The sequence below is a fragment of the Massiliimalia timonensis genome (assembly GCF_900186585.1).
Lineage (GTDB): Bacteria > Bacillota > Clostridia > Oscillospirales > Ruminococcaceae > Massiliimalia > Massiliimalia timonensis.
Genome location: NZ_FYDD01000003.1, coordinates 719,126 through 738,781, shown reverse-complemented (window position 1 = coordinate 738,781; position 19,656 = coordinate 719,126). Strand labels below are relative to the sequence as shown.

Genomic DNA, 19,656 nt, shown 5'->3' with positions numbered 1-19,656 from the left:
CCCTCAGAGCTTCCAGAAGCTCTGAGGGGGCAATATTTTTTCCCATGTTATTTATGTCTGTGCAGGAACCAAGGAAGGTTCCCCTCTGTCAGTCCGTTCAAACTGGGAATTATAAAGCGACTCATAAAAGCCCTTTTGTGCGATCAATTCATCATGTGTCCCCTGCTCCACAATGTCCCCGTCACGCATCACTAAAATAAGATCCGCGTCGCGTATCGTAGAGAGCCGGTGCGCAATCACAAAGCTTGTGCGCCCTTTCATCAGGTTATCCATTGCTTTTTGGATCCGTGTTTCGGTACGGGTGTCTACCGAACTGGTCGCTTCATCCAAAATCAGGATCTTCGGATCTGCCAAGATCGCGCGCGCAATGGTCAAAAGCTGTTTTTGCCCCTGCGATACATTGCTCGCCTCTTCATTGAGTACCATCTGGTATCCGTCCGGAAGCGTCTTGATAAAATGGTCAGCATGGGCCGCCTTTGCCGCCGCATATACCTCTTCATCGGTCGCCCCCAAACGCCCATAACGGATATTTTCCATAATGGTGCCATGGAACAGCCAGGTATCCTGCAGTACCATGCCGAATAAGCTTCGCAAATCATCCCGGTTAAAGTCCCGGATATCGTGCCCGTCTACTAAGATTGCACCGCTGTTGACATCATAAAAGCGCATCAGCAATTTGATCATGGTAGTTTTTCCGGCGCCGGTAGGACCAACGATCGCAATTTTCTGCCCCGGCTTCACCTGGGCGCTGAAATCATTGATGATAATTTTATCCGGGTTATAGCCAAAATGAACATGCTCAAAAGCAACACTGCCGTCAAACTGTTTCATCTGAACAGGGGTTTCTGCTGTTTGATCCTCTTCTCCCTCTTCCAAAAATTCAAAAATCCGTTCCGCTGCGGCAGCCGTAGACTGGAGCATATTGGACACCTGCGCCAGTTGGGTGATCGGCTGGGTAAAATTTCGGGTATATTGAATAAAGGATTGGATATTCCCAACAGTGATCTGTCCGGAGATGGCAAAATAACCGCCGATGATTGCGACCGCCACATAACCAATATTTCCAATAAAGGCCATGACCGGCATCATCAATCCAGACAGGAACTGGGACCGCCATGCAGACTGATAAAGGGTGTTGTTGTCCTTTTCAAACTGTTCGGTCACCTGCTTCTCTGCATTAAACGCACGCACCACCGAATGCCCGCCAAATACTTCTTCTACCTGGCCGTTGACATGCCCCAAATATTCCTGCTGTCCTTTAAAGTATTTCTGGGAGCGCTTCACGATCTGTGATACAAGAATAGCGGACACAGGCAGAATAACCAGTGCGATCAAGGTCATGACCCAGTTGATCGACAGCATCATGACCAAAACCCCGATCACCGTGACGATCGAAGTGATCAGTTGCGTTGCGCTTTGGTTCAAGCTCATGGACAAGGTATCCACGTCGTTGGTGACGATAGAAAGGATCTCCCCGTGATTTTTTGTTTCAAAAAAGCTCATTGGCATCCTGCCGACTTTTTCCGAAATCTGTTTTCTGAGCTGGTAGGTCAGTTTTTGTGAAACTCCTGTCATCAGCCAGCCTTGGATATAAGAGAACACCGCGCTTAGAATATAAAGCCCCAATAAAAACAACAGGATTTGTGTGATCTTTTCAAAGTTGATCCCTGCGCCGCCGGTGATCTTGCTCATCAGGCCGGTAAACAGTTCCGTGGTAGCGTTTCCAAGGATTTTCGGTCCGATAATTGCAAACACCGTACTGCCGACTGCGAATAAAACAGTTAAAAGCAGGGCTACCCAATAACGGGAAAGATATTTCCATAGCTGCTTCATGGTCCCCTTAAAATTCTTCGCCTTTTCCCCGGCACCCATTCCGCCCATGGGACCATGAGCTCTGCGTGGCCGTTTTGCTTGATTACTCATAATCCAATTCCTCCTTTGAAAGCTGGGACAGCGCGATCTGCTGGTAGACCTCGCAGTTTTTCAGCAGTTCGCGATGGGTTCCTTTGCCGACGATCTTTCCCTCATCCAGCACTAAGATCTGGTCCGCGTTCAGTACCGTGCTGATCCGCTGTGCAACGATCAGGATCGTACTGTTTTTCGTTGCCTCCCGCAGCGCCTTTCGCAGGGTAATATCAGTTTTAAAGTCCAAAGCGGAAAAACTGTCGTCAAACAGATAGATCTCCGGCCCTTTGGCGATTGCCCTTGCAATGGAAAGGCGCTGTTTCTGCCCACCGGACACGTTTCCGCCGCCTTGAGAGATCGGGCTTTCATACTGTTCCGGTTTTGCGTCGATAAATTCTGTTGCCTGTGCGATCCGCGCGGCTTCCCGGACCATTTCCTCGGAAATATCATCCCGTCCGTAGGAAATATTCGATTGGATCGTGCCGCTGAACAGAACGCCTTTTTGCGGTACATAACCCAATTTATCCCGCAGTTCGTGCTGCGGCAGGTCACGGACATCTACCCCGTCTACCATAACTGATCCCTGTGTCGCGTCGAAGAACCGCGGGATTAGATTTAAAAGGGTGGATTTCCCGGAACCGGTAGAACCGATCAATGCAACGGTCTGCCCAGGTTTTGCAGTAAAACTGATATTGCTGAGCACGTCTTCCTCCGCATTTGGATACCGGAAAGAAACATCTTTAAATTCGACCCAGCCTTTTTTCTCAGCAACAGGAGCTTTGGGCGCTTCACTGTCATGGATGGAAAGGGGCTCATCAAAAATTTCGCCCAGGCGGCGTACAGAAACCCAAGCCCTTGGCAGCATAATGGACATCATAGAGAGCATTAAAAATGCCATGATGATCTGCATCCCATACTGGATAAAGGCCATCAGGTCCCCTACCTGCATGACGCCGGTATCGACTTTCCCGGCGCCGACGCCGATCACCAAAATGGAAACGCCGTTCATAATAAACATCATGGTAGGCATCATCAGCACCATGACACGGTTGACGAACAGGTTGGTTTTCGTCAGATCCCGGTTGGCCTTATCAAATCGTTCTTCTTCATGCTTCTGGGTAGAAAAGGCACGGATCACCGGCAAGCCGGTTAGAATTTCCCGGGTAATCAGGTTTACCTTATCCACCAATTTTTGCAGGATCTTGAATTTTGGCATCGCGCATGCAAACAGCGCAATCACGATCCCCATGATCAACACGACTGCCAGCCCGATCACCCAAGTCATTGAACTGCCCTTGCTCATCAGCTTGATCAAGGCTCCGATCCCAATGATCGGAGCGTAAAAAACCATCCGGCACATCATAACTAACAGCATCTGCACCTGCTGAATGTCGTTTGTGCACCGGGTAATTAGAGAAGCTGTTGAAAAATGATCCATTTCCTTGCTGGAAAATTTCAGCACCTTTCGGAACGCCCCGCTTCGCACATCACGGCTGTAAGAGGCCGCGATCCTTGCCGCGATAAAGGTAACGCCAATGGTACAGACCATTGCCACCAAAGCGACCCCCAGCATTTTCAACCCGGCAATCAGGATATACTGTTTCTGCATCTGGTCTACATCAAGTCCCGCCGCCCGATATTCTGTCTGCAAATAGGCGATCGCGCTTTGGGAAAGAATACTTTCAGGGATCTGGCTTAGCTGCTCATCCAGCTGAGATAAAACCGCGTCGGCCTGTTCCTGCGGCATCTGTAAAAACAGCTGCATCAGCGGAGCCCCGCGCATTTCTTCCGGCAGAGCCTGTGTCATCTGTTCCTGCATCGACTTGGCCTGTTCGCTGTCTCCGTCCAGCAGTGAAACCGCCATGATCGCCTTAGAACAGATAGGTTCCATTGTTTCCAGATCAGCGTCCTCTTTTAATCGGAAATGATAGCTGTCGTCTTTTGTAACCGTATCCCAAGTCTGGTCCCAGGAAACTGTTTCCCCATCTTTGATCAGTTCATAATTATCATAAAAAATATTTCTGTCTTTCTCTAATGTCATAGTCACCAGCTTTTGAAATTCGCTTGCACGGATCTCTTCGGGCACGGCATACTCGATCCCGCCCTGCTGGATCCCAACATTCACAATGTTGGAAGTATAGTCCGGCAATGCCAGGTCACAAAGAGCCTGCGCGACCAGCAGTGCAATGATCAGCACAATCCAGCCGGAAAATCTTTTTAGAAGCTTTCCTAATTGTGACATGATACTCCTCCTTTACTAGAATGTGATCTTGGTTGTTTGGAATTGTTTGTTCGATTTTTTAGGTTTTTTGACATCCGGTCAAGAAAATTTTGAAATTGCGCTGCTTCCTCTTCTGAAAAACCTTCCAGACACTCCTCCCTGATCTGTGACCGCAACTTCGTTAAATAAGATACCGTCTGCTTTCCCAGATCTGTCAGGGATATTCTGGTGATCCGCTTATCCTTTTCGTCGATACTGCGTACCACAAAGCCGCTTTTCTCCATCCTCTGGATCATGACGGCGATCGTAGCCGGCTTTACAGCCATGCGGTTTGCAATTTCTCTCTGGCTTAGTCCATTCGCATCTTCGTCCAGAACAAACATCAAAATCTGCTGTCCCGGATAAAGCCCTATGGTTTCCATCATCGCATGTGCACGGGTAAAATGCAACCGCACAGCACGGTCAAAACTTGCCATGAATGAATCTTTGTACCTCATTTCTTCCCTCTTTTATAATTGATTAGTCGACTAACTAATCATACTCTCCTTCCGTCTGTAAATCAATACCATTTCGTATGTTTAACAATTATTTCATAAACATTTTTCAGATTGGAGAAAAACCTCTTTATACAGCGCTTTTCTTTTGTGGACACTGAATAAGCTGAACCCGCAAAACCTGAAAATTGTTGTAATGAATACAAAATAATGGTAATATATAATATAAGATTCTAAAATATCGGAAAATCTCAGGCATGGGAGTGTGTGATTTGGGTAATACGAAAAAACAGAACTTTATTCAAGGCGCTTCGATTTTAATGGTATCTATGATCATAGTTAAAGTCGTAGGCGCGGTTTTTAAAATTCCCTTAACAAACGTATTAGACGCGACTGGTATGGCTTACTTCAATTCCTCCTACCAGCTGTTCACAACGATTTACGCCTTAACGGTCACCGGTCTTGCTTCGGCAGTCGCCCGCATGGTAGCCGCATGTTCTACCAAAGGGCGTTACCGCGATTGCCGCAAAATTTTACGGACTGTCCAGATCATCTTCATTTCGCTTGGGCTGTTCGGCGCGCTTTTAATGCTCGTTTTTTCCCGCGGGTTCTCTTCCCTGATCGAGATGGAAAACGCCCGTTATGCTATTATGGCAATGGCTCCTACCATTATCTTCAGCTGTATGATGGCCTCTTACCGCGGTTATTATGAAGGTCTCCGCAACATGACCCCTACCGCAGTATCTCAGGTGGTAGAAGTCATCTGCAAGCTGATCGTCGGGCTATTGTTCGCGTATGCAGTCATCGCATACGCCAAAGGACAGTTCCATGATACGGGCATGGTATTCGGCACCAAGGTGCTTACCGAATCCGATGCGGTATCCATTGCGCTGCCTTTTGCGGCCGCCGGCGCTATGCTGGGGATCAGTTTCAGCACCTTGGCTGGCTTCTTATACATGTTGATCCACTACCGGCGTTCCGGCGACGGTATCACCAAAGAGGAACTGCGCAATTCCCCTCCGCCGGTACGTACCAAAGCAATTGTGTTTACCCTAATCAAAACCGCATTGCCGATTACCTTAAGTTCTGTCGCGCTGACCCTGACGAACCTTATCGACGTAATGACCGTTTCCAACCGCCTGCAAAGCACATATCTGGCAAACCAGAGCTTTTTTGATAACCTTTACGGACAGTACCTAGGTGCAGGACAGGAAATGCACACCTTTTTATATGGGACCTATACGACTGCCCTGACCTACTTCAGTTTAGTTTCAGCATTTACCTCCCTGTTTGGAAAAAGCGCCCTCCCCAATATCACTTCTGCATGGGTGGACAGGGACAGAAAGAGCCTGAAAACCAACATGGAATCCATTTTGCGGATGACAGCCCTGATCGCTTTTCCTGCCGGGATCGGGATTAGTGTTTTATCCAGACAGATCATCATGCTGTTCCACGGTTCTAAACCCGGTCTGGTCGCAGCTACCCCGGATTCCTTGCGTCTATTGGGGATCGCCGCTATTTTCTTGGCCTTTACCACACCGATCTATGCGATCCTGCAAGGGGTCGGCCGATTTGACCTGCCACTAAAATTTATTATGATCGGCGCATTTATAAAAATCACTACAAACTTTATTATGGTCGGGATCCCGCAATTAAATGTAACCGGTGCGGCGATTGGATCATTTTTATGTTACTTTACCATTGTTGTGCTCTGCCTCGTCTGGCTGACCCGGATCACAGGCGTGCATCTCAGTTACTTTAAAATTTTGGGGAAACCATTGATCGGGGCGCTTGCCTGCGGGGGAACTGCTTATTTGGTTTCCCAAATCTCGGATTCCAAGCTGATTACCATTGCTTCGATCGCCGCCGCCGGCGCAGTTTATGTCGTCATTATTCTGCTGATCCGCGCAGTCCCGAAATCGGATATTTTAATGATGCCAAAAGGCGCTAAAATTGCGGCACTGATGGAAAAATTACATCTTTTATAAGAAACAGGAATAACAGTAAAAGGAGTGTCAAAGATAGAAATGGTAGAATTTGAACAGAAAGAGCGCTATCAGATCAACGACCTATTGGAGATCATGAAAATTCTACGCGGCGAAAATGGGTGTCCTTGGGATCGCGAGCAGGATCATCACTCGATCCGCAAAAACTTTCTGGAGGAAACCTATGAGGTTTTAGAGGCAATCGACAAGGAGGACTCCTCCCTGCTTCAGGAGGAACTCGGCGATGTTCTGCTTCAGGTGGTATTCCATGCGCGGATGGAGGAAGAAAAGGATGTCTTTAACTTTGACGACGTTGTTACTGGGATCTGCAAAAAGCTGATTCACCGCCATCCACACATTTTTTCTGATATTGAGGCCAGCACGTCAGATCAGGTCTTAAAAAACTGGGATGCTATCAAAAAAGAGGAAAAACATCAAAACTCTTATACAGAAACACTAGAACAGGTGCCGGCCGTCCTTCCTGCTTTAATGCGCAGCGAAAAGGTACAGCACAGGGCAAAACGCGCTGGTTTTGATTACCCTAACTCAGAGGGTGCCTTAGACGACCTGCTCAGTGAAGTAGAAGAACTGAAACAGGCAATTTCCAACAAGGATTTGGCGAATATTGACGAAGAAATTGGCGATCTTTTATTCAGCTGCGTAAATATTTCTCGCTTTTTTGAAATTGATAGTGAAAAAAGCTTGACAAATTCTACAGAAAAGTTTATAAATAGATTTAGAGAGGTCGAGCGGATGGCCGTTGCCAAGGGAATTGACATGAAATCCGCTGATTTAGAGACCTTGAATAAATTATGGCGTTCTGCCAAACAAGAGGTAATTGATAAGCAAACGCTTTATTGATTGAAAAAAACGATGGAGGTCAAACAAATGACGAAAACTGAATTGATTGCTGCTGTAGCAGCAAAAGCTGAACTGAGCAAAAAGGATGCTGAAAAGGCTGTCAACGCAACGATTGAAGCTGTTTCCGAAAGCTTGAAAGCTGGTGAAAAAGTACAGTTGGTTGGCTTTGGTACTTTTGAAGTAAGAGACCGTGCAGAAAGAGATGGCATCAACCCAGCTACTGGTAAAACAATTAAAATCCCTGCAACAAAAGTTCCTGCTTTCAAAGCTGGTAAAGCACTGAAAGATTTAGTGAAATAATTGCATGTGTTTTGTTTGGAAAAGCCGACATGATGTCGGCTTTTTTATCTATCTGAAAGGAATTAACTGACAAACAATGAGATTGGATAAGTATTTAAAACTAACACGTCTGATCAAGCGCCGCACCATTGCTAATGAAGCCTGCGACGCCGGCAGGATCACAGTCAACGGCACTGTAGCCAAGGCTTCCTATCAGGTGAAGCTTGACGATGTGATCGAGATCAATCTTGGCTCCAAAACCTTAAAGGCAAAGGTAACGGGCCTTTCCGAGCATACAACAAAAGATACCGCTGCAGACAACTATATGATCATAGAATAAAAAAGAGCATCTAACGATGCTCTTTTTTATTCTATCTTGGCAGTTTTCTTCGGTAACACCATAACAGAACTGTCCCAACCAAGGCAATCACAGCCTGTGTGACCGGGACGGAGATCCAGACCCCCAGCAGATTCAACATTGGCGGGAATACAAAATTCAACAGCAAAAATAAAAGGACCGGTTCCCCATAAATAAGAAGATAGGCGTATAGGTTTTGCTTAACGGCATACAGGTACGAGATCGTGACACGGGAAAACCCGACAAACAGAAATCCCAGCAAAAAGATGGGCAGTACCTCTTCCACAGTCTTTCCCACTTGAGCAGAGGCGCCAAAGAAGCTGGAAACAGACCCCCGTAACAAATAGATCCCCAACATGGCAAACAGAGCAGTCACTACAGAAACCCAGTACGCTGTCCTGTGATGGGCGCGTACCGCCGCTGTATGGCCTTGCCCATGATAGCGGCTGATCAACGGTTGGCATCCATCCCCCACTCCCTGAAGAAGCAGCTGAATGATACAAACCACATAGCTGACCACCGCATACGCGGATACCGCGGCGTTTCCTCCATGATCCACAGCACTTTTGTTCATCAGCATCAAGATAATGTTTGGGGATAGCGTCAACCCGAAAGGAGAAGCCCCTACAGCAACGATTTTACGCAGGGTGAGTCCTGATACCCTGAAAGATGACAATGCTTTAAAATGGCCGTGAACCAACAAAAACACAACGCATGGTACAGCAGTAACAAACTGCCCAATCACTGTAGCAACCGCGGCTCCCATCATTCCCCATTGAAAGACAGAAACAAAGGCCCAGTCCAATAAAATATTAGTGACGAACCCGGCGATCATGGCGGCCATAGCTAAAAATGCACCGTTAAAATTTCGGATGATCGGCACCAGGCCCGTGCCAAGGATCTGGCAGGTCGCCCCTAATATGATATAACGGATATATTCTAACGCCAAGTCAAAAATTTCCCCTTGTGCACCGAATAAATGCAACAGCCCGGGCGCCGCGAGATAAAGAACGGCTGTCATCGCAAGACAGCTAGCGATCAAAAGTCCGATGGTATTTTGAAAAAAGCGATCCTTTTCCCGGTCGTTTTTTGCCCCGATGCTGATTGCGATATGGATCGCGCCGCCCATACCGATCCCCGTCCCGGCAGATTGCAGCAGAGCCGTGATGGGATAAGCAAGGTTAATGGCCGCAAGTCCGGCGTCCCCAATATTTCTACCCACAAAAAAGCCGTCGACGATTGCGTATACTCCAGAAAATGCAAACGCCAGCATAGATGGCAGTACATACTTAAAAAACTCTTTCTTCATCAAAACTAGTTCCCTTTCTTCATATTTTTTTGAAACAATTCTAAAAACAGATGTCCGCTTTTTATCATTTGTTCACACTGTGCTTTCCCCATTTGTACCATAACGGTTTCCTCCAAGGAGAATAATTCTCCAAGGATCTGATCGGCAAACTCTCTCCCAGAAGAAGTAAACCGAATCTCTTTATTTCTTCTGTCTGTGGGTAATGGGCGGATCTCCAGCATGTCCCGCTCCTGTAAAGACTTTAAAATCGTGTGTACTGTCTGTTTGGGCATACACCACTGTTCACAGATCTGTTTTTGGGTAGAATGCCCGTTATTCTGCCAAACGCCATAAAGCACAAATAATGTATGCGAGGTGATATGACGCGCTGACGCCCACTCTTCATAGGCGCGGTCTATTCCAAGCCATACAGCATAATAGTCCTTGATTTTTTCCTGAACCCAGTTCATAAGTCACTCCTTCAATTAGTCTGTTTTCGTACTAATTGACAGGATACCATATTTTTGCTGATTTGTCACGTGAAAGAGAAAAAATTTTTTCTTCTGTTTTTGATACCTGATGCATATATTGGTACTATCTGAACGAAAGGGAGATTTTTCATATGACCGAAGAAAAAAACACAAACCGCCTTCCCCATCAGATCATCCTTGATAACCGGAAAAACCTTTCTGTTTCGGGTGTTGAAAACATAGAAAGCTTTGATGACAACACGATTATTCTAATTACTTCTATGGGAGAACTGACGATCCGTGGAACAGAGCTGCACATTACAAAATCCAATGTAGAAACTGGGGAGCTTATCATGGATGGAAGTATTACAGACCTGATCTACACAGAACGAGTCCCTAAAAAGGAGACTTCCGGAAAGCTGTTCGGACGTCTTTTCGGCGCCTAACCCTTAAGGAAAGTTGGAACAGATATGATATTTTTGCAGGCCTGCCTGCTGGGAGTATTGCTGGGGATGATATATGATTGCTTTCGGGTATTTCGGGAGATCGTCCCCTGTAAAAAAACTGCCACCTTTATTCAGGACCTTCTCTTTTTTGGGATCGTCACCCTTTGTACACTAGTATTTTGGGTGGGCGTCAACAAAGGCCAGTTACGTCTTTACCTTGTTATTGGGGAGGGATTGGGCGCATGGCTTTATTTCCAGTCAATCAGCCGTATCGTCTTTTGGGCGATCTGCCGCGTTATCCGCTTGATCAAACGTTTTTTACGGTTCCTATTTCGTCCTGTTAAACGCTTATTTTCCCGTTTTTGGAGCTTTATTCAGAAAAAAATTCCGCATTGGAAGCAGAAGAAAAAAAATATTTGTGAAAAACCGCTTTCCCTCTTGAAAAAGCCTTCCCGGATAGTGTATAATAAAAAAAATGATACCAAAAAAGGAAGGGGATTTTTATGGCAACGAAAAGGAAAGCCAAAGGTATAAAAGCTATTGTTGTTGCAGTTGCCCTTCTGGTTTTTACTGTCTATGTTGTGATTTCTTTGATCGTCATTGGCAACGATATTAAAGAAAAGCATCAGGAAACGCTTGAACTTCAGGCACAGATAGTAGACACAAAAACGATCAATAAGGAATTACAGGAACTAATTGACAATGGTGCTGATGCCGAGTATATCATCAAAGTAGCCAAGGAAAAGCTTGGTCTGATTTCGCCTGATGAACGTGTCTATGTAGACATCTCTGGAAATTAGTCATCAAACTGATCCCCCACAACGGAACAGTGAAATATACAGGAGGAAATAATTCATTTATGCAGCTTGAGGTAGGTAAAATCGTAGAGGGCAAAGTAACTGGCATTACCAAATTTGGAGCGTTCGTCGAACTGGAAACCGGCGAGGTTGGCATGGTACATATTTCCGAAGTTGCGCCGACTTATGTCAATGACATTTCAGAGCACCTTCAAGTGGGTCAAACCGTCAAAGTGAAAGTGTTAGCGATCAACGATGACAAAAAAATCAGTTTGTCCATCAAAAAAGCGATGCCGCAGCAGCGGGAATTTTCAAAGGATAGGCCGCAAAATAACAACGGGAACCGTCCCCGGTTTAACAATAACAGGCCTTCCGGCGACAGAAACGGCGGCTATAATAATCACAATCATAACAGCCGCGGGCCCATGCAGCCGGCTTACCAACGCCCTGCGCCAAAGGGACCTGCTTCATTTGAGGATATGCTGAGCAAGTTTATGCAAAGCAGTGATGAAAAGATCTCTGACATGAAGCGTTCCCGTGAAGTCAACCGCCGCGCTGGACAGCGCCGCCCCAAATAATATGACAACATAATGACCCCGGATATGGAATATTCCATATCCGGGGTTTGTATTTTCATTATGCTTTTTGGCGTACCGTCCAGCGTATCTTTAATAAAGGCTTTACAATCAATGCTATCGGTACCAATGTGACTACCCACTTGATCACATTGGTGACCGCGGTACCTCCAAGATAGACAAAAAAGACAGTGGCGGATTCGATCGCTCCCCCGATCAGCATCATATAAATCGGATACATCAGAGCATTGATAACAAGCCCGGATACCACGATCCCCACAAGACTGACCAAAGAACCAAACAGATATGCAACGTAGATGCTATGCTTTTCCCGCAGTTTCCGGAACAGCAGTGAAAACGGCAGTACCATGCCGATCCCTACTGCACAGTTGCAAATTTCCCCGATCCCTACTGTATCAGTCCGAAACAGGTGCAGGATGTTTTTCACGATCTCAACCGTGACCCCTGCTGCCGGCCCCATGATGATCCCACCGATCAAAGCGGGCAGGTCAGAAAAGCCGATCTTTAAGTTTGCGGCGAACGGCATGGGGACTTCTCCCAGATAATACAGTACCGTTGCCAGTGCGCTGAGCATTCCAACCACTGTAATAAAACGTGTTTTGTCCATTGATGTGTTCATGTTTTCTACCTCCAAAAAATGATTTATTCTGAAGGTCTGTCTGGGGTGAATAAAACCGCCCTTGACAAAATTTGTCAAGGGCGGTTCCTTTGCATCTGCATCCAAGTAAAATAATACCAGCTACAAAGCAATGTTTCTTTCATCCGGACTATACCGTCGGTTCCGGAATCACACCGGATCTGCTACAGCTTATAAAAAGCTGTTCTGCTCGCGGACTAAGGAAAACTCCCATTACCGCCGGTGGAGAATCTCACTCCGCCCTGAAACAGACTTTATTCAGTACTAAAATTAGTCTTTCTGATCCTCTTCTTCTGCAAGGATCTCATCCAATTCCTCTGGTTTGATGAACTCCAGCAATTCGTTGCAGTTCGGGCAGTTCATTTCGCCCTCTTCTAACATTTCCGGATCCAGATAAACGGTTTCGCCGCATTGAGGGCAGGTCACTTCATAAAGCTCCTCTTCCTCGTCACAGCAGCCGCAATCACAATCATCGTCATCTTCGGCCTCATCAAAGCTGTAGAAATCCTCTTCCAAGGTCTGAAGATCGTCATCCAACACGTCGATCGCTTCATCCAGTTCAGACCAAGCATCCTCCATGTCAGAAACCTCTTCCGCCAGATCGCCGAACGCATCGACAAGCGCCAGCAAAAGTTTCCCCTCTTTGGTGGAATCATCTATTCCAAGACCCTTTGCAAGGCCCTGTAAATAGGCTGCTTTTCTTGCTACATCCATTTTATCCATCTTCTTACCTACCCCTTATCTGCCGCACGTTTTTATGCGGCGTATGATGGTTTTTCCCTGCTTCTGCTGCTATATCAAAACAGGAAACGCTTATGCTCTTTCCATGTATTCGCCAGTACGGGTATCGATCCGGATCATTTCGCCTTCTTCAATGAACAGCGGAACTTTAATTTCTGCACCAGTTTCCAAAACAGCCGGCTTTGTAGCGTTGGTTGCGGTATCACCTTTAAAGCCCGGGTCAGTCTGGGTCACTTGCAGCTCTACAAAGTTCGGTGGTTCAACCCCAAAAATCGTACCCTTGTAAGACAGGACCTTACATACCATGTTTTCCTTTACAAATTTGAACGCGTCACCCAGCTGGTCTGCGTTGATCGGAATCAGTTCATAGGTCTCCATGTCCATAAAGTAATACAAAGTATCGTCCTGATAAGAATATTCCATGTCTTTGCGTTCAATAAACGCTTTCGGGAATTTATCGGTCGGGTTAAAGGTTCTGTCGGTAACAGAGCCGGTCAACACGTTTCTCAATTTGGTACGGACAAATGCCGCGCCTTTTCCCGGTTTTACATGCTGGAATTCAATAATTTGAAATACGTTTCCGTTATCGTCAAAAGTGACACCATTTCTAAATTCGCCTGCTGAAATCATATTGTACCTCCAACTATTTTAGAATCAATGTTTCTCCACATTTCTTCCATCCTATATCACTATTAGTTTACCGTATCTCGGCGTTTTTTTCAAGCCCTAATTTGAAAAAAGGGCGCAAACAATCAAATTTTTCCAAATCCGCTAAGAAAGGCAGATCAATTCCTTTGGGCTGGTGTTCAAATTGCGAAAACCATCTTTCTCGATCACTACTAAATCTTCGATCCGCACCCCAAATTCCCCGGGCAGATAGAGCCCCGGCTCCACAGACAGGATCATCCCATCCCGCAGGACGGCATCACATAACGGGGAAAAACGCGGCTCCTCGTGGATCTCAAGCCCTACCCCGTGTCCAAGCCCATGGCCAAAGCACCCTTGATAGCCGCAGGAATCAATATATTCACGCGCGGCACTGTCTATCTCAGAGCACACCCGCCCCGGACGTATCTGCTCAAATGCCAGGCGCTGGGCCTCCAATACAGTGTGATAGACTTTTTTCTGCTTTTCAGAAACTTCCCCGATCCCGATCGTGCGGGTCATATCCGCGTGATAACCATGGACCAGCGCGCCAAAATCCATCGTGAGGAAATCCCCGTTTTCCAGCCGGTAATCCCCCGGCTCACCGTGCGGCAGGGAGGAATTTTTCCCAGCCACCGCAATAGTATCAAAGGAAATCCCATCCGCTCCCTGTTTTTTCATGCGGTATTCCAGTTCTAAGGCCACTTCCTTTTCCGTCATTCCCGGACGGATCACTTTTAACATCTCTAAAAAGGCCTGTTCGCTCATCTTCTGCGCAAGCGCTACCTGTTCGATCTCCTGCGCAGATTTTACCAGCCGCATTTCGGCGATCTGCTGGCTCATGCCGCTTCCAGCCACTACCTCCGCCTGAAGGCGTTTCCGGTACACAGAAAGCTCCGATAAAGTGACGGAATCATCCTCCAGTCCTACGGTCTTTACCTGATGTGCCGATAAGATCTCATTGATCTGGTCATACAGCTTATCCTGCAAAATCAGTTCACAGCCGGTCACCTGCTGCTGTGCCTTTTCAAAATAGCGGAAATCAATGATAAAGTACCACTTTTCCGGTAAAAACACCAGTGTGCCCGCTGACGAATGAAATCCCAGCAAGTACTGACGGTTCACCGGCGCGGTGATGATCAGCGCGTCTGCTTTTCCCGGGAAACAACGTGTACTTAGTTCCTGCAACCGATTCATTTTATATCACAACTCTTTTCTTTTTACGAACTCAAAGCATCTGGGACAGCCCGTTCAGGGCAAGGAAATAGCTGTATTTTCCAAAACCCGAGATCTGGCCCACGCAAACGCCTGCCAGCATAGAAGTCTGGCGAAACTCCTCACGGTTATAGATATTGCTCATGTGCACCTCAACTGTTGGGATACGCACCGCAGAGATCGCATCCCTTAACGCGATACTATAATGAGTATATGCCCCAGCATTGATCGCGATCCCATCAAAAACACCTTTCGCCTGTTGGATCTTGGTGATCAGCTCCCCCTCCAGATTCGAGTGGTAGATCTCACATTCCAGCCCCAGCGAAGCCGCGTATTCTTCGATTTGGCGGTTGATGCTCTCAAAGGTTTCCTTGCCGTAGATCCCGGTTTCCCGTTCCCCCAGCATGTTGACATTCGGCCCGTGGATCACCAATATCTTCTTTTTCAGGCCCAAATTCCGGCTGATCATCATAAAGCGGTCACTCCTTTATTGATTCTCTGCTTTGCCCACAGCATTTTGGTACAGTTCTTTCATTTGTCTGGCATCCTCCGCCTGCGTTCCTGCCGATTCACAGATGATCCTTGGAGAATAATTCCCTTTGGCTAAAAGTTCGCCTAAAGGCTCAAATTCTGGACCATATAGGGTATCCTCAAAGGTCAGATGGCGTTTTTCCCCGCCCTTTTCTGTATATTCGATCTTGGAAAAATGGGCGTGAAAATGGTGTGCCCGTTCTGTTCCAAGCACTTGCTCCATGGTTGTTAAAAGCTGCTGAAACGCATCGGTACTGTTTATCTGTCCCAGCGTTCTTGCATTAAGGTGCCCAAAGTCAATGCACGGGATAAAGCGGTCTTCTAAACGGCACAGTGCCATTACCTCGCCAAAATCCCCAAGCTGGTTAAACTTCCCCATCGTTTCCGGACACAAATGAATTTCCTCCATACCAAGCTCATCTAATTTTTTCTGGGCACGCAGCAGGGTATCTCCCGCCAAGGAAAGCGCCTCCTCCCGGCTTATTTTCGCACAGGAGCCGGAATGGATCACGATGCGGTCAGCCCCCATTGCATGCGCCGCCTGAGCTGTCTGGATAATATAATCAATGCCTTTCTCCCGCTTTTCCTCTTCCACGCTGGAAAGCGAAATATAATACGGGGAATGGACAGACAACAGGATCCCCTTTTCTTTTGCTTCCTGCCCGAATTCCTGCGCTGCTTTTTCAGAGATCCGCACGCCATGCCCGCACTGGTATTCGTAAATGTCTAATCCCATACGGTTCAAGTATTCCGGCACCTGGATGGTCTTTTTATAACCCATTTCCTGAAAACTCTGCGAATTTCCCGCCGGTCCAAATAATGCACTCAAACGAAACCTACTCCTTTTCCTGTTCCTCTATTCTGCAATGGCGCAGGTGGCGCTGTTCTAACTTCCTTTTTGCACGGAATAACCACCCTGTTTCCAATTCAAACGGCTGTACCAAAACGGTGAACAGCCCTTTTAAGTTTCCGCCCAATATATCCGTATATACCTGATCTCCCACCAAAGCCACCTGTCCGGGCGGTAATTGAAACCGCTTGCAGGCTTTGGTAAAAGCAATAGTCATTGGTTTACAGCTCATTGCGATATAATCAAGTCCTAGCTTTTTGGCAAAGGGGCGTATCCTTTTATCATAGTTATTGGACGCAATCGTCAGCTTTAATCCATGATGTTTCATCAGCGCCAGCCAATCCAAAATTTCCTGCGTCACTTCCTGGCTTCCGTGGTGGGTCAAGGTGTTGTCCACATCTAAAATAATGCCGCGGATATGGTGCTGTGCCAGCCGCTGCGGCGTTAGGTCGGTGATCCTGTGGAGGTACAGGTCCGGGGTAAAAATCGACAAATTCCCATTCGCTCCTTCATAAAAAATAAATGAAAAAGCGAGCAAAACTGCTCGCTTTTCTTCTTAGTAGATACACTTGTCCGGGACTACATCACTGGGGTAAAAACACCCAACAGACCTAATCCCCATGTTACGCAACCCGTAAACTTATCTAAATTTGCGTTTGCGTGCAGCTTCTGATTTCTTTTTACGCTTTACAGAAGGTTTTTCATAGTGTTCTCTTTTGCGTACTTCAGCCAAAACGCCCGCTTTTGCGCAAGATCTTTTAAATCTTCTGAGAGCACTGTCCAAAGACTCGTTATCTTTTACACGTACTTCTGACACTTTCAATTCCCTCCCTTTGCCCTACTGGCAGAGGTTTACAATCTAATATTGCAACATATAGTATTATACAATGTCTCCCAGCCAGTTGTCAAGCTTATTTTTGATTATTTTACTACAAAATTTACCAGTTTTCCAGGAACAAAAATTTCTTTGACCAAATTTTTCCCCTCGACCGCAGCCTTGACCCGTTCGTCAGCTTTTGCCAGTGCAAACGCGTCAGCTTTTGCAATATCTGCCGCAACTGTCAATTTTGTACGGATCTTTCCGTTTACCTGCACTACGATTTCAACCGTATCGTCTTTGCATTTCGCTTCTTCATAAACTGCCCAAGGCTGTGCAGACAAACGTCCCTCATAGCCCTGCGCCTCATAGATCTCCTCGGTCAGATGCGGCGCAAAAGGATTGAGCAAAACAAGCATCGTTTTCAGTTCCGCGCGGTTGATAGAACCCGTATCGCTGACTTCGTTTAACAGCGCCATCATCGCAGCGATCGCCGTGTTGAACTTCAAAGCTTCAATATCCTCGCTCACCTTTTTCACGGTCTTGTGGAACGCACTTTCCAGCTCCGGACGGTAGCTATCGCCGTCTGTCAAAATGTCCTGCAGGTTCCAGATCCGCTCCAGAAACCGTTTGCAGCCCTTGATGCTGGCAGTATTCCACGGCGCAGACTTTTCAAAATCGCCGATAAACATTTCATACAGGCGCATGGTATCCGCACCGTACTCGGAAATGATATCATCCGGGTTGACGACATTTCCACGGGATTTACTCATCTTTTCCCCGTTTTCGCCCAGAATCATGCCGTGGCTGGTCCGTTTTGCGTACGGCTCCGGGCAGGACACTACCCCGATGTCATACAAGAACTTGTGCCAGAAACGGGAGTACAGCAGGTGCAGGGTGGTATGCTCCATCCCGCCGTTGTACCAGTCGACCGGCAGCCAGTAATTCAAAGCTTCTTGTGAAGCCAGCGCCTCGTCATTGTGCGGGTCGCAGTAGCGCATAAAATACCAGGAAGACCCCGCCCACTGAGGCATGGTATCTGTTTCCCGTTTTGCCGGAGCGCCGCAGTGCGGGCAGGTAGTGTTGACCCAATCAGTCATCTTAGCCAGCGGGGATTGTCCGTCGTCGGTCGGCTCGTAAGAATCCACCTCCGGCAGGCGCAGCGGAAGCTCTTCTTCCGGTACCGGTACCCAACCGCATTTTTCGCAGTAAACCAACGGGATCGGTTCGCCCCAGTAGCGCTGTCTGGAGAATACCCAGTCGCGCAGCTTAAAGTTTACCTTTGGCTCGCCCTTTCCGTTTTCTTTCAGCCAGTCAATGATCTTGACCTTTGCCTCTTCTACCGAAAGCCCGGTCAGGAAATCGGAATTTACCATCACTCCAGTCGCACAGTCGGTAAAGGCTTCTTTTTCAACATCGCCCCCTGCAACCACTTCAATGATCGGCAGGTCAAACGCTTTTGCAAAATCATAGTCGCGGGTGTCGTGTGCCGGTACTGCCATGATCGCGCCGGTGCCGTACCCCATCAGTACATAGTCGGAAATAAAGATCGGGATCTCTTTCCCATTGACCGGATTGATCCCCTTCACGCCCTTGAGTTCCACCCCGGTTTTATCTTTCACCAGTTCAGTACGCTCAAAATCGGATTTTTTCGCCGCTTCTTCCTGATATGCACGAACATCAGCAAGGTTTTCGATCGCATCAACCCATTTTTCAATATACGGATGTTCCGGTGAAATGACCATATAAGTCGCACCGAATAATGTATCCGGACGGGTAGTGTAGATTTTCAGCACATCGCCCTGCGTTGTCCCAAAATCGACTTCCGCACCGGTAGAACGCCCGATCCAGTTTTTCTGGGAGATCTTTACACGGTCGATATAATTGATGTCCGGCAGATCCAGATCATCGATCAAGCGCTGTGCATACTCGGTGATCTTGAGCATCCACTGGCTTTTTACCTTCCGAACAACTTCACTGCCGCAGCGTTCGCAAACGCCGTTGACAACTTCTTCATTTGCCAATACGCATTTACAGGAGGTGCACCAGTTTACCGCCATTTCACTTTTATAAGCCAGTCCCTTTTTAAACAGTTGTAAAAAGATCCACTGAGTCCATTTATAATAAGCCGGATCGGTCGTATTGATCTCACGGTTCCAGTCAAAAGACAGCCCCAATGATTTTAACTGGGATTTAAAGCGCGCCACATTTTTCGCCGTTACGATTTCCGGATGAATGTGGTTTTTGATCGCAAAGTTTTCTGTTGGAAGGCCAAATGCATCCCAACCCATCGGATACAGCACATTATATCCTTCCAGCCTTTTTTTCCGCGCCACAATGTCCAGCGCCGTATAAGAGCGCGGATGCCCTACATGCAGTCCCTGCCCTGACGGATACGGAAACTCTACCAGCGCATAATATTTCGGCTTCGTGTAGTCATTTTGTGCAGCAAAGGTATTTTCCCTGTCCCACACGTCCTGCCATTTTTTTTCAATGGCCGCAAAATCATATTTCACTCTT

General features: G+C 47.1%; 22 protein-coding genes and 1 riboswitch. Of the genes, 8 read left to right on the top strand and 14 right to left on the bottom strand.

The features are described from left to right. Positions 1 to 51: 51 nt before the first annotated feature. Genes CIB36_RS05600 through CIB36_RS05590 form a run of 3 tightly spaced genes read right to left on the bottom strand, consistent with a single transcriptional unit; the run spans position 52 to position 4,623 of the window. Positions 52 to 1,923 carry an ABC transporter ATP-binding protein gene (locus CIB36_RS05600; protein WP_093988549.1) on the bottom strand — a complete coding sequence of 624 codons (1,872 nt, stop codon included), beginning with the start codon at positions 1,921 to 1,923 and terminating at the stop codon, positions 52 to 54. Further along, positions 1,916 to 4,147, bottom strand: coding sequence for an ABC transporter ATP-binding protein (locus CIB36_RS05595; protein WP_093988548.1), 2,232 nt, complete (start codon positions 4,145 to 4,147; stop codon positions 1,916 to 1,918). Before CIB36_RS05595 ends, CIB36_RS05600 begins: the two co-directional genes overlap by 8 nt. Further along, the gene (locus tag CIB36_RS05590) at positions 4,135 to 4,623 is read right to left on the bottom strand and encodes a MarR family winged helix-turn-helix transcriptional regulator (protein WP_093988547.1); all 489 of its coding nucleotides are present in this window, start codon (positions 4,621 to 4,623) and stop codon (positions 4,135 to 4,137) included. The genes CIB36_RS05595 and CIB36_RS05590 overlap by 13 nt, the downstream gene beginning before the upstream one ends. 269 nt (positions 4,624 to 4,892) lie before the next feature. On the opposite strand from CIB36_RS05590, the gene CIB36_RS05585 reads away from it, so the two are divergent. The 4 genes from CIB36_RS05585 to CIB36_RS05570 all read left to right on the top strand — a co-directional run bounded on the left by CIB36_RS05585 (position 4,893) and on the right by CIB36_RS05570 (position 8,085). Further along, positions 4,893 to 6,608 (top strand): putative polysaccharide biosynthesis protein, encoded by a 1,716-nt coding sequence (locus CIB36_RS05585; RefSeq protein WP_158662585.1) that lies wholly within the window; start codon positions 4,893 to 4,895, stop codon positions 6,606 to 6,608. Between the two features lie 39 nt (positions 6,609 to 6,647). Beyond that, positions 6,648 to 7,466 carry a nucleoside triphosphate pyrophosphohydrolase gene (gene mazG / locus CIB36_RS05580; protein WP_093988545.1) on the top strand — a complete coding sequence of 273 codons (819 nt, stop codon included), beginning with the start codon at positions 6,648 to 6,650 and terminating at the stop codon, positions 7,464 to 7,466. Between the two features lie 27 nt (positions 7,467 to 7,493). Further along, positions 7,494 to 7,766 (top strand): HU family DNA-binding protein, encoded by a 273-nt coding sequence (locus CIB36_RS05575; RefSeq protein ID WP_093989000.1) that lies wholly within the window; start codon positions 7,494 to 7,496, stop codon positions 7,764 to 7,766. A 76-nt stretch (positions 7,767 to 7,842) separates the two neighbouring features. Beyond that, a complete protein-coding gene (locus CIB36_RS05570; protein ID WP_093988544.1) occupies positions 7,843 to 8,085 on the top strand; it encodes an RNA-binding S4 domain-containing protein in 243 nt (80 codons plus the stop codon). Positions 8,086 to 8,116: 31 nt separating this feature from the next. On the opposite strand, the gene CIB36_RS05565 is transcribed toward CIB36_RS05570, so the two are convergent. Both CIB36_RS05565 and CIB36_RS05560 read right to left on the bottom strand, forming a co-directional pair. Next, a complete protein-coding gene (locus CIB36_RS05565) occupies positions 8,117 to 9,412 on the bottom strand; it encodes an MATE family efflux transporter (protein ID WP_093988543.1) in 1,296 nt (431 codons plus the stop codon). Between the two features lie 5 nt (positions 9,413 to 9,417). Beyond that, positions 9,418 to 9,861 carry a MarR family winged helix-turn-helix transcriptional regulator gene (locus CIB36_RS05560; protein WP_093988542.1) on the bottom strand — a complete coding sequence of 148 codons (444 nt, stop codon included), beginning with the start codon at positions 9,859 to 9,861 and terminating at the stop codon, positions 9,418 to 9,420. Between the two features lie 152 nt (positions 9,862 to 10,013). Here CIB36_RS05560 and yabP point away from each other — a divergent pair, with 152 nt between their 5' ends. Genes yabP through CIB36_RS05540 form a run of 4 tightly spaced genes read left to right on the top strand, consistent with a single transcriptional unit; the run spans position 10,014 to position 11,682 of the window. Then, entirely contained in the window at positions 10,014 to 10,307 is a 294-nt protein-coding gene (yabP, locus tag CIB36_RS05555) for a sporulation protein YabP (protein WP_093988541.1), read from the top strand. A gap of 24 nt (positions 10,308 to 10,331) precedes the next feature. After that, positions 10,332 to 10,841 (top strand): spore cortex biosynthesis protein YabQ, encoded by a 510-nt coding sequence (gene yabQ, locus CIB36_RS05550; protein WP_093988540.1) that lies wholly within the window; start codon positions 10,332 to 10,334, stop codon positions 10,839 to 10,841. Continuing rightward, on the top strand, positions 10,811 to 11,107 hold the full coding sequence (locus CIB36_RS05545; protein ID WP_093988539.1) for an FtsB family cell division protein: 297 nt from the start codon (positions 10,811 to 10,813) through the stop codon (positions 11,105 to 11,107). The genes yabQ and CIB36_RS05545 overlap by 31 nt, the downstream gene beginning before the upstream one ends. A gap of 59 nt (positions 11,108 to 11,166) precedes the next feature. Then, positions 11,167 to 11,682: a S1 RNA-binding domain-containing protein gene (locus CIB36_RS05540; protein ID WP_093988538.1), complete on the top strand. Its 516-nt coding sequence runs from the start codon at positions 11,167 to 11,169 to the stop codon at positions 11,680 to 11,682. A gap of 58 nt (positions 11,683 to 11,740) precedes the next feature. On the opposite strand, the gene CIB36_RS05535 is transcribed toward CIB36_RS05540, so the two are convergent. The 9 genes from CIB36_RS05535 to leuS form a co-directional block, all read right to left on the bottom strand. Further along, positions 11,741 to 12,319, bottom strand: coding sequence for an ECF transporter S component (locus CIB36_RS05535; RefSeq protein ID WP_154824528.1), 579 nt, complete (start codon positions 12,317 to 12,319; stop codon positions 11,741 to 11,743). A 127-nt stretch (positions 12,320 to 12,446) separates the two neighbouring features. Then, positions 12,447 to 12,591, bottom strand: a riboswitch (FMN riboswitch). Between the two features lie 16 nt (positions 12,592 to 12,607). Further along, the gene (locus tag CIB36_RS05530; protein WP_229408198.1) at positions 12,608 to 13,060 is read right to left on the bottom strand and encodes a CD1247 N-terminal domain-containing protein; all 453 of its coding nucleotides are present in this window, start codon (positions 13,058 to 13,060) and stop codon (positions 12,608 to 12,610) included. A 90-nt stretch (positions 13,061 to 13,150) separates the two neighbouring features. After that, positions 13,151 to 13,708 carry an elongation factor P gene (gene efp, locus CIB36_RS05525; RefSeq protein ID WP_093988536.1) on the bottom strand — a complete coding sequence of 186 codons (558 nt, stop codon included), beginning with the start codon at positions 13,706 to 13,708 and terminating at the stop codon, positions 13,151 to 13,153. 141 nt (positions 13,709 to 13,849) lie between these two features. Further along, on the bottom strand, positions 13,850 to 14,920 hold the full coding sequence (locus CIB36_RS05520; protein ID WP_093988535.1) for a M24 family metallopeptidase: 1,071 nt from the start codon (positions 14,918 to 14,920) through the stop codon (positions 13,850 to 13,852). 31 nt (positions 14,921 to 14,951) lie between these two features. Beyond that, a complete protein-coding gene (gene aroQ, locus CIB36_RS05515; protein WP_229408197.1) occupies positions 14,952 to 15,410 on the bottom strand; it encodes a type II 3-dehydroquinate dehydratase in 459 nt (152 codons plus the stop codon). A gap of 15 nt (positions 15,411 to 15,425) precedes the next feature. Then, entirely contained in the window at positions 15,426 to 16,298 is an 873-nt protein-coding gene (locus CIB36_RS05510; RefSeq protein ID WP_093988534.1) for a TIM barrel protein, read from the bottom strand. A 7-nt stretch (positions 16,299 to 16,305) separates the two neighbouring features. Then, positions 16,306 to 16,812, bottom strand: coding sequence for a YqeG family HAD IIIA-type phosphatase (locus CIB36_RS05505; RefSeq protein WP_158662584.1), 507 nt, complete (start codon positions 16,810 to 16,812; stop codon positions 16,306 to 16,308). A 147-nt stretch (positions 16,813 to 16,959) separates the two neighbouring features. Beyond that, the gene (gene rpsU / locus CIB36_RS05500) at positions 16,960 to 17,136 is read right to left on the bottom strand and encodes a 30S ribosomal protein S21 (protein ID WP_077534497.1); all 177 of its coding nucleotides are present in this window, start codon (positions 17,134 to 17,136) and stop codon (positions 16,960 to 16,962) included. A 104-nt stretch (positions 17,137 to 17,240) separates the two neighbouring features. Next, positions 17,241 to 19,652, bottom strand: a complete 2,412-nt coding sequence (leuS, locus tag CIB36_RS05495) for a leucine--tRNA ligase (RefSeq protein WP_093988532.1) — start codon at positions 19,650 to 19,652, stop codon at positions 17,241 to 17,243. Positions 19,653 to 19,656: the final 4 nt, after the last annotated feature.

What these genes read in the sequence shown, in the direction of transcription:
- CIB36_RS05535 (WP_154824528.1), bottom strand. Translation starts at nt 12,319, where the DNA reads ATGAACACATCAATGGACAAAACACGTTTTATTACAGTGGTTGGAATG.
- CIB36_RS05570 (WP_093988544.1), top strand. Translation starts at nt 7,843, where the DNA reads ATGAGATTGGATAAGTATTTAAAACTAACACGTCTGATCAAGCGCCGC.
- mazG (WP_093988545.1), top strand. Translation starts at nt 6,648, where the DNA reads ATGGTAGAATTTGAACAGAAAGAGCGCTATCAGATCAACGACCTATTG.
- yabQ (WP_093988540.1), top strand. Translation starts at nt 10,332, where the DNA reads ATGATATTTTTGCAGGCCTGCCTGCTGGGAGTATTGCTGGGGATGATA.
- CIB36_RS05565 (WP_093988543.1), bottom strand. Translation starts at nt 9,412, where the DNA reads ATGAAGAAAGAGTTTTTTAAGTATGTACTGCCATCTATGCTGGCGTTT.
- CIB36_RS05520 (WP_093988535.1), bottom strand. Translation starts at nt 14,920, where the DNA reads ATGAATCGGTTGCAGGAACTAAGTACACGTTGTTTCCCGGGAAAAGCA.
- CIB36_RS05595 (WP_093988548.1), bottom strand. Translation starts at nt 4,147, where the DNA reads ATGTCACAATTAGGAAAGCTTCTAAAAAGATTTTCCGGCTGGATTGTG.
- CIB36_RS05575 (WP_093989000.1), top strand. Translation starts at nt 7,494, where the DNA reads ATGACGAAAACTGAATTGATTGCTGCTGTAGCAGCAAAAGCTGAACTG.
- efp (WP_093988536.1), bottom strand. Translation starts at nt 13,708, where the DNA reads ATGATTTCAGCAGGCGAATTTAGAAATGGTGTCACTTTTGACGATAAC.
- CIB36_RS05590 (WP_093988547.1), bottom strand. Translation starts at nt 4,623, where the DNA reads ATGAGGTACAAAGATTCATTCATGGCAAGTTTTGACCGTGCTGTGCGG.
- aroQ (WP_229408197.1), bottom strand. Translation starts at nt 15,410, where the DNA reads ATGATGATCAGCCGGAATTTGGGCCTGAAAAAGAAGATATTGGTGATC.
- CIB36_RS05530 (WP_229408198.1), bottom strand. Translation starts at nt 13,060, where the DNA reads ATGGATAAAATGGATGTAGCAAGAAAAGCAGCCTATTTACAGGGCCTT.
- CIB36_RS05545 (WP_093988539.1), top strand. Translation starts at nt 10,811, where the DNA reads ATGGCAACGAAAAGGAAAGCCAAAGGTATAAAAGCTATTGTTGTTGCA.
- CIB36_RS05600 (WP_093988549.1), bottom strand. Translation starts at nt 1,923, where the DNA reads ATGAGTAATCAAGCAAAACGGCCACGCAGAGCTCATGGTCCCATGGGC.
- CIB36_RS05540 (WP_093988538.1), top strand. Translation starts at nt 11,167, where the DNA reads ATGCAGCTTGAGGTAGGTAAAATCGTAGAGGGCAAAGTAACTGGCATT.
- yabP (WP_093988541.1), top strand. Translation starts at nt 10,014, where the DNA reads ATGACCGAAGAAAAAAACACAAACCGCCTTCCCCATCAGATCATCCTT.
- CIB36_RS05560 (WP_093988542.1), bottom strand. Translation starts at nt 9,861, where the DNA reads ATGAACTGGGTTCAGGAAAAAATCAAGGACTATTATGCTGTATGGCTT.